The organism is Priestia sp. P5_B4 (genome assembly GCF_056400385.1).
In genome coordinates this window covers 1-8,221 of sequence record NZ_JBFULJ010000122.1, presented here as the reverse complement: position 1 = coordinate 8,221, position 8,221 = coordinate 1, and the positions used below count along the sequence as shown (strand labels likewise).

Below are 8,221 nucleotides of genomic sequence, written 5' to 3'. Positions count from 1 at the left end.
TCTTTTATTAATAATCAAGTTCTGGCCCCTGATTTTTTGAGTTTAGTAACTTAGTCTTTTATCTTACCCAGATGATCTTTTTCTGTTTGAAAGATACTTAGATCCTTTCTTAGTATGTATAGATTATTTTATTGATTTTTAATGGCCTTTTCAATCATAGATAACGTTACTGGGGCCTTCTTTGCAATGTCTAAAAGAACCTTAGCTAAGCCCTTCTGCGAGGATTCTATTTTATGATGCATTCTGGAGAGAGATATTACGTTAACTGTAAATATATAGAAAATACAGCATGAAAAAGAAAATCATAATTCTATTTAAAATGTGCTATTATCTATTATCATTAACCTGCACATCCTTTTATTACATGAATATCCTATTATTAGGTAATCCCTACTTTAAAATAGAATATTTTTATTTGGTATTTTTGGTACAAGCTTTTTGTGATTTTTTATTTATATAAAAAATTTGAAGGAATGGTGAGTAAATGAGTAAACATAAGAACAAGCATAAGCATCATCATAAACACGATAAGTGGTGTGCTTTAGAATCTTCTTCTCATCCAATTTTTGGTGATGTCAATCAATTAGCAGCTCAAAAAGCTGAAGCTTTTCAATTTTCTAAAGAAGATATCTTTATTTATGATTCAGAAAATGTAGAAATTAATACGACAGATACAAAAGTAGGGTTGTCAATTCAAGCAGCTTTACAGGCTGCTATTGTGGTTATTTTAACTATTTCTTTAGGAAATAGTACAGAAGCTGATAAGGTAGCGCAAGAACTTTTCCAAAAATCCTCTATTAAACAAATTAATAAGCAACGTACAATTGTTAAAAACTCAAGAAATGTTAAAGTGACAACTACAGATACTGATATTGCAGCTAATATTCAAATTCTTATTCAGCTTTTAGTTGCTCTATTAATCAAATTAGATATCTTTTAAGCATAAAAGTACAAGCCTTTGGTTTATTCAAAAGGCTTGTATTACATCTTACGCTGTATTTTATATCAACTAAAATCATATATAATATACAGTGTAAAATTAGAAAAACTCCCAACATAAATAGGGAGTTTTTCTATAAATTAATGAGATTCTAGATTGAAGATGCTTCTTAGCAGTTTAAATAGTTTGCTCAAACTATGGGATTCTGTTCATTTTATCTTCAACCTACAGCTTTTGAGTATAAATTAGTTCCTAAGTTCAATAAGCTAAATATAATTGTAATTGAACCAAGAATTAGGCTTGACCAAACCTCTCCATTTGTTAATGAATAGATAAATGGGAAAATTATAAACCAGACGCCAGTAATCACTGAAATCCAATTTTGCCACGCACTCCAACCAGGTTTATCAAATCCCCACAATGACACGATAACCTGAATAATTCCAAAAAATGTACTTAATGATAAAGCTCCTGATTGGTCTGCAAAACCAATAACCCAAGGTGCACTAGTAAACCAGGCACCAATCAATGCATTTAAAATACTTCTTGTTTTCATAATCACATCTCCTCAATGTTTATAAAGCCCTTGAAGATTTCATTATTGAATTATATGCTTAGAAAATATTGAAATGAGATTATATGATAGTGGATAAAAAAAGAGAAAAATCAATCCGTCGCAGGTGAATTGATTTCTCTCAAAGAAAGACCAGGCTTATAGTTCCTGATTATATTTTATGTTTCTCATTTTGCGTTATTAATACCTATAAAATTCATCATGATAATTTAACGTGTATATAATATACATGTTAAAAATAAGAAAGAGATACCCTTAATTAGATATGTTCTCGTAAAATATTAAAAACGCTTTATTTTAATTTCTTATTATGGTCCAACAGTTTCGTCACAGTCCCCAATAAATGTTTGAGGGGAAATAGGAGCAGTAAAAGCTGTTTGGAATACAGTATTGTCTTCACCTGTTGCCGTAATAACGATAGAAGCTATATCTGTTATCGGGTTGATTGTATACGAGAAATCAACAGTAAAGTCGCCATCGAGTACATTTCCGGTAGCCTGTGCTGTTCCATCCATTAACGTAGCTATCGTGTTGTCAACACAAGCTATCGTTCCACGTCTTCCATCTGTGAAATTAATCGTATTCCCCCCATTATCTCCAAAATCCACGTCGAAGTTATTAACAGCCGGATTGCACATTGGTCCTCCGGTAAAACATTGTTCCGCTGAAAAGTTTATCGTCCCGGTAAAATTAGTTACAGTTCCAGTAGGTCCTGTGACTGTAACTATTGCTGGAGCATCCTCACCTGAAATACCTAAAAGAAATTTACAAGAACATGGTCCAATACCCATACTATCTCTCCTTTTTTCTACTTTATATAATTATATGGTGCAAACGAATTTATGTAAGGGCGAATAAATTAATATTTTCATATTTTTTGGCCATGTATGTGGATTTTTTCTAATAAGATAAAAATAAAAGAGCGACATTCCTCTAAAGTGAGTTTGACGCTCCTGGTACTAATCGCATTTCTATTCCAAAGCAAGGTAGGCCGAGTATTCAATGGGTCTAGTCAGTGAATGATCGAGAACACCCTTTAATGGATGCGGAAGGGAGTTTACCTCAAAAATCCATACGTATCCGTTTTCATCTATTCCTAAATCAATGCCTAGATCTGCCATATGATGACCAGATTTGTCTAAGCTATGACAAATCTTAAATCCAATATTAACAAGAGTTTCTTCAATGCTAACTTTATCTATATTTTTATTGCTAGGGAACATTTTAGTTAAATTTTTTATAGGTTGGGCTGTTAAAACTTTTTGGGTTATATGGCTGTCATTTGAAGCGACACGAAGTAACAAAAGAGAGACTTCCCATTGACCTTGACTATTTTTATTCATATTTAGGCGAATGTCGGTGGCTTTTTGATAGCAAGTGATGGTTTGAATACTTTGTTGTATGATATAGGTTTTAGAAAGTTTAGGTGAAATCCAATCTTGAAATTTTTCATAGGATTCAAATGATTTCCTTTGAATGCTTTCCTTCTCTCGATAGGTCACCTCAATCAGTAACCCTTCTTTCTGTCTAACCCTAAAAACACCTCTACTGCCGTGTCCGTTCCTGTGGTCAACCGGTTTTAAAAAAATATCTTTATATACAGATAGTAGGTGTTGAAGAATTGTTTTATGTTCTAATTTTTGTGTGTATGGAAGATGAGAACGTAGTACATCATCCTTCCTTAACATTTCCCAATATTCCCATTTATCAAATATGAAATTATTAAAAACTTTGCGGCCGATAAGCCCTTCAATTTTTCTTACTATCTTAGGTTCGACATGACATTGTAAATAGATAACACTAGGAAGAGGGAAAACTCCTTGTTCTTCATAAATTTTCTCCTTTTTTTTCTTTAAAGCAATTCCTTTTATCTTGTGGTTCTTGAAATCCAAGTCGTCTATATAGAACTTTACGACGGTAATATCATTGGTATATCGTTCGAGTCTTTTCTCTACTAATCTTTGGAATACTGGTTTTAGTTTAGATACACAAATTCCTATAACGGGATTCTCATGTTTATTCTGATTTATGATTATCACTCCCAAAAGTACATGAATTTGTAAATGTTATAACTTTAAATTTAATGCAGTGATGTAATATATATGATTAATTGCTTTTATACACTTTAGTTTAAGCAACGTTGCAAAATAAATGAAGTGTACGGAAGGAAGAGCATAGGGGCAGGGTGAAAGAAGGAAATCGACGTCTTACTTATGATATTCCAGGAGGGTTACATAAGGAACTACGTTTTTTAGCTGTAGATCATGATACAGGTGTTATGAAATATGTAAAAGGGCTTTTAGAAGAACATCTGAAGAAAGTAAGAAAAGTAAAAAAAGAATACTTCCTCTGCAAAGAAAGTACCCTCGACAAATTCCATTTCATCATGACTAAGTATTTTTTCATATTGAATATCCTTGGGTCGAGCTTTTTTATTTGCTTGGTCTAATATCGTTCCTAAAGATAGATTATTTTCACTTTTTACATACCTATTAATTACTTATAAGGAGGTTATTAGTACATTATTTTAGAATATGTACATAAATATGTTTGATAAGGGACACATTCCGTTTCTTTATTCGAGAAACCGCCAAGCCGGCCAAAGTATTGTTCTTCAGAGTAGTTTAAATTATAGGACTCTTATCAGCGCTTTTTAAGCGTTATCATTAAATCATAAGCCTTTGTCCTTTCTTTACGTACTAAACGCAGCAAAACCAACAAATTATACGTATGAAAGCATGTAAGTTCATCAAAAGGCTTCTCAACGTCCTCTAAGACCACAAATTCTTTTAATTTCGGTCTTTTGATATTAAAGTAGCCCCACAAAAAGAGCAGCTCTCTTCTAATCCTTCTATCCCACAATAACTACATATCAAGCTATATTTACCTCGTTTACTAAAACGAAAAGTAGGCTTAAGCCTACCTAGCTAGCCTTAAAGGCTATTTTAGCTTTTAGGGTATTCCTTATCTAACCGTTTTTGTCGTTGATTCACGATACGTTCTCCTACAACTTTTTTGGCAAGTTTAGTTTCTTCTAGCTCTAGAAGATCCGTTGTCATAATTCCCTGATAGCCATGGTGAAAATACAATCCATTCATGAATTCGATAAGAATTTGTGTGTTTTTATCAGCACTATTTGTTCCTAATCGAATTTTTTTAAGTTCGCTTTTTAATGCATCATTTAGATTTTCACTAACGGTTTCCGTAATGTAGTCTAACGACCATTCTTTCTTTTTTTCTTCTCGATACTTTTTACAGATATCCATAATCGCTTCTCCTGGAAAACGAAGTTTATGTTCAGCCATATAATCTTGAATGTATTGATCTGTTTCTTTATCAAGTGTAATCATACGTCGTTGTGTTTCCATTACTCCTCTACATCTCCCATCAGTTCGTATATCATGTCGTTCATCTTTTCAATTGATATCGCACATTGTTTCATCATTTCGATGTTCTGATGAATGATTGCTTCTAATCTTTTTTCTCTTTCTACTTGTTCATCAAAAAAAGCTAATACTTCAAATTGTTCTTTCAAGAATTGTTGACGAGACATCCCATTTTCTTTTGCTAGTGCATCAACTTTTTGCATAGCAACCGGATCAATATTTCGTAAAAAGATATCCATGAAATCATTCCTTTTTTATCAAATTGCAAAATTTCCAGTACGAGTAGAGAAGAGCATAAGGGGTTTTTGATATCACATGGCTGTGATATGCTGGGCAAAGCCCAGCAAAACAACGTTTTCACCCTCAAAAAAGTGACCCCACGAAAACTTCCAGTCTGTCGACCTGCTGTTGACCTAAAAAGCAAAAAAAGCACTTAATGTTGATCTAGTGTCGACATCAAATCTTACACCTTTTTGAAAATGTTGACCTACTGTCCACTCAAAGTACCCTCAACTTTTATGGAGTTTTAACTAGTTTTTGAAAGATTTCTTGATGATAATTCGTGAAGTTTTGAGAAGAAGTCTGGTTAGTTTTTTTATAAAATCGATTGCTTCTTTCATCGAAGAAGCGTTTAATTTTTGTAGAATGCTGCGTCTCTGAGTCTTAATTGTGTTCTCTTCTTTGAACAAAATATCTTGCATTTCTTTAACAGAATGGCCATCAAGTGCAAGAGCAAAGATGTCTTGTTCAGATGACGTAAGTTGTTTCAAAAAAGGTTTTTCTTTAAGCATCTGACATTCTTCTTCAACACGTTTAAGACGATTTACTTCTTGTACTAAATCAGAAGCCACACTTAAAATATTTTCAATACCCATCAATAATTTTTCGGTTTGATCCATCATAAGATCCTCCTATTTTTTGAGGGCAACCCATGTTATAATAAAAGTCCTTACGAGTTCTACATGGGGTGCTTTCCTTGCCGGGAAAGTGCCCTTTTATTTCGTTTTTTTCTTCTACTTTTTTGAATCTTTAAAGAGTTCTTTTTCTAAAAGTTGAACAAGAAAATCTTTTTTGCTCACGCCTTCTTCAATACATCTCTTGGCAAATTCCTTAAACAGTTCTTCTGGGATATCAGCATTCAAACGCTTAAATCCAGGTTGCGTTTTAGGCATAAATTTCATCGCCCCTTTTCGAGTTCGCACTCATTTGAGTGCTAATTAAAATTTTAAAGGATATAATTACCATAGCCAACAATATTTTTTGGAAATTATTACATAAAAACCCTCTTACGATTTTAATAAGAGGGTTTTTATGGTTAATTAATTATCGCCCTAGGCTCCAGCAAATTTACTTCAGGCCTTACTATTAATCTAGCATTATTATAAGCAATTTCTAAAGTTAAACAAGTATAAGTAAAAGGCTTGCTCAATAAATATATGAACAAGCCTTTTACTTATAAATTAGCTAAAGTTAATAATTCGAATGACTATTATGTCCACAATTACATTTATGATTTTGGTGGTGATTATTATTTCTATCCTTGCAACTACAATTGTTATTACCATGATTACAAGAGTTATGATCGTTATTGTAGTTATGATGATTATGTCTACCACAAGAGCAACAACCAAAATTATTATTGTGGTTACAACGACGGCGTCTACAACCACAGAAACCACAGAAGAAAATATTGTTCCAACAACACATATATATCCCTCCCTTTAATCTAGATAAAATATTTTATTCCTTTAATTTTTTTTAGCTTGTACTATTGTCACCTATATGAAAAAAGCTTCTGAATGAAACATCCAGAAGCTTTTTACTATAAATCATCAATCAAGAAAGTGAACAAAAAGAATATTTTTATAAATTAGCCTTTATTAAGGCTTAAGTGTTTGAAGTATTATCTATTTGACCTTGATCACTAATATCTGGGTCACAATTATTATTTATCATATGTGCCACTGAAGGAGATGTATTGCCAAAGGAAAAACAGGCCCCTACTGATTTTGAATTAGCTGTATGACTATTTTGAACGTTGTTACCTATATCTAAATTCGCGTTTTCTGTAACTCCATTAGCATTAAAGTTTTGAACATTAATATTGCATGGCATAAAAAGCATACTCCTTTATTATTAAACTTGCCCTGATATCGGCATAGAAGGGTTTGCAATTTGATCTTGGTCACTAAAGTCGGGATCAAAATTCCCATTAGCCATCCAAGACGTAGAAGGAGAGAAATTACCCATAGAAATACAAGCTCCTACCCATTTTGAATTGGCTGTATGACTATTGTGTACTGTATGACCAAAATCTAGATTTCCGTTTTGTGTAATCCCATTAGTCAATACATTACCAACAATAATAGAATAAGGCATAAACCTACTCCTTTCTCTTTTGAACACTTATTGTAATTTATGCTTCCATTCTTTATTAGGTAACTTGCCTAACACAAATAAAATAAATATCAGCCTAAAATACCTGTGCCTTAAGGCACTTTCAGTCAACTTAAGTTGACTATTTGTATGTAAATAAATTAACTCTACTTATATAATTTATTGTTTTATTTCTACTATCTTTTTTAAATCTTACTAATTCAAAAAGCTCTCTTAAGCAGTGAAGAGCTTTTCTTTTAATATTAGGTTAGAGCCCGTCCAAAAAATTAGTAACAGTTACCACTACTCAATCTACGAACGCTAATACCTTCTAGACTAGTAGTATTTCTATTACCTGAGTTATCATTCCAAACTAAAAAACCATCTTCTACACGAATAAAAATTCCATTTCCATCAATTTGTCTTCTTTTGATATGAACGGCAAAAACTCCTGATTTCAACCACAATCAGGAGTTTTTCTAATTAGTCGAGGATACATCAAAAAAACAAAGGTTGCTCTTAGAATAAAATGGCGGGGTACGCTAAGCTCATTATATGCATTCATAATATTTTAGGAACTCGCCTATCATTAAAAGGATTTAAAATAAATGGGTCTATGTAAAAGCCTTTCAAATGAAAGGCTTTTTATTGAATTAGCAGAAGCCTCCGTAGCCGCCACCAAAACAACTACATCCAATAATGATAAGAAGAATAAATAGGACAATTAGAAGTGCAAAACCCCCACCAAGTCCACATCCACCATAACTAGACATACTATCACTCCTCTTTACAAAATTTGAGTAAAGGGGTAGGAATGTAATTTACATGGGCTAACATATTATATGTATCCGTAAGCATTTATGAGCATGTTTAATTCTTAAATAAAATCACTAATATTGAACCCGAAAGTAATAGTTTTTAAAATTGTGGTTTTTATTTTAAAAA

General features: G+C 32.4%; 12 protein-coding genes. 2 read left to right on the top strand and 10 right to left on the bottom strand.

Going from position 1 to position 8,221, the window contains the following annotated elements; genetic code table 11:
* Nucleotides 1-484 precede the first annotated feature (484 nt).
* Entirely contained in the window at nucleotides 485-940 is a 456-nt protein-coding gene (locus AC1DRF_RS12200) for a spore coat protein (protein WP_477740830.1), read from the top strand.
* Nucleotides 941-1,160: 220 nt separating this feature from the next.
* On the opposite strand, the gene AC1DRF_RS12195 is transcribed toward AC1DRF_RS12200, so the two are convergent.
* The 3 genes from AC1DRF_RS12195 to AC1DRF_RS12185 form a co-directional block, all read right to left on the bottom strand.
* Nucleotides 1,161-1,496, bottom strand: coding sequence for an SPW repeat domain-containing protein (locus AC1DRF_RS12195; protein ID WP_477740829.1), 336 nt, complete (start codon nucleotides 1,494-1,496; stop codon nucleotides 1,161-1,163).
* Between the two features lie 326 nt (nucleotides 1,497-1,822).
* A complete protein-coding gene (locus AC1DRF_RS12190; protein ID WP_274864038.1) occupies nucleotides 1,823-2,152 on the bottom strand; it encodes a hypothetical protein in 330 nt (109 codons plus the stop codon).
* A 333-nt stretch (nucleotides 2,153-2,485) separates the two neighbouring features.
* Nucleotides 2,486-3,406, bottom strand: coding sequence for a YheC/YheD family protein (locus tag AC1DRF_RS12185; RefSeq protein WP_477740828.1), 921 nt, complete (start codon nucleotides 3,404-3,406; stop codon nucleotides 2,486-2,488).
* A gap of 293 nt (nucleotides 3,407-3,699) precedes the next feature.
* Here AC1DRF_RS12185 and AC1DRF_RS12180 point away from each other — a divergent pair, with 293 nt between their 5' ends.
* A complete protein-coding gene (locus tag AC1DRF_RS12180; RefSeq protein ID WP_477740827.1) occupies nucleotides 3,700-3,963 on the top strand; it encodes a hypothetical protein in 264 nt (87 codons plus the stop codon).
* Nucleotides 3,964-4,459: 496 nt separating this feature from the next.
* On the opposite strand, the gene AC1DRF_RS12175 is transcribed toward AC1DRF_RS12180, so the two are convergent.
* The 7 genes from AC1DRF_RS12175 to AC1DRF_RS12145 all read right to left on the bottom strand — a co-directional run bounded on the left by AC1DRF_RS12175 (nucleotide 4,460) and on the right by AC1DRF_RS12145 (nucleotide 8,049).
* Entirely contained in the window at nucleotides 4,460-4,882 is a 423-nt protein-coding gene (locus AC1DRF_RS12175; protein ID WP_377578140.1) for a hypothetical protein, read from the bottom strand.
* Nucleotides 4,882-5,139, bottom strand: a complete 258-nt coding sequence (locus AC1DRF_RS12170) for a hypothetical protein (protein WP_033580886.1) — start codon at nucleotides 5,137-5,139, stop codon at nucleotides 4,882-4,884. Before AC1DRF_RS12170 ends, AC1DRF_RS12175 begins: the two co-directional genes overlap by 1 nt.
* 291 nt (nucleotides 5,140-5,430) lie before the next feature.
* A complete protein-coding gene (locus AC1DRF_RS12165; RefSeq protein WP_477740826.1) occupies nucleotides 5,431-5,799 on the bottom strand; it encodes a response regulator transcription factor in 369 nt (122 codons plus the stop codon).
* 114 nt (nucleotides 5,800-5,913) lie between these two features.
* Entirely contained in the window at nucleotides 5,914-6,081 is a 168-nt protein-coding gene (locus AC1DRF_RS12160; protein ID WP_377578146.1) for a YlcI/YnfO family protein, read from the bottom strand.
* A gap of 706 nt (nucleotides 6,082-6,787) precedes the next feature.
* Complete coding sequence (locus AC1DRF_RS12155; RefSeq protein ID WP_377578152.1) at nucleotides 6,788-7,015, bottom strand: spore germination protein; 228 nt, start codon at nucleotides 7,013-7,015, stop codon at nucleotides 6,788-6,790.
* A 21-nt stretch (nucleotides 7,016-7,036) separates the two neighbouring features.
* Nucleotides 7,037-7,279: a spore germination protein gene (locus AC1DRF_RS12150; RefSeq protein WP_048022330.1), complete on the bottom strand. Its 243-nt coding sequence runs from the start codon at nucleotides 7,277-7,279 to the stop codon at nucleotides 7,037-7,039.
* Nucleotides 7,280-7,929: 650 nt separating this feature from the next.
* Nucleotides 7,930-8,049 carry a YjcZ family sporulation protein gene (locus AC1DRF_RS12145; RefSeq protein ID WP_080781598.1) on the bottom strand — a complete coding sequence of 40 codons (120 nt, stop codon included), beginning with the start codon at nucleotides 8,047-8,049 and terminating at the stop codon, nucleotides 7,930-7,932.
* Nucleotides 8,050-8,221: the final 172 nt, after the last annotated feature.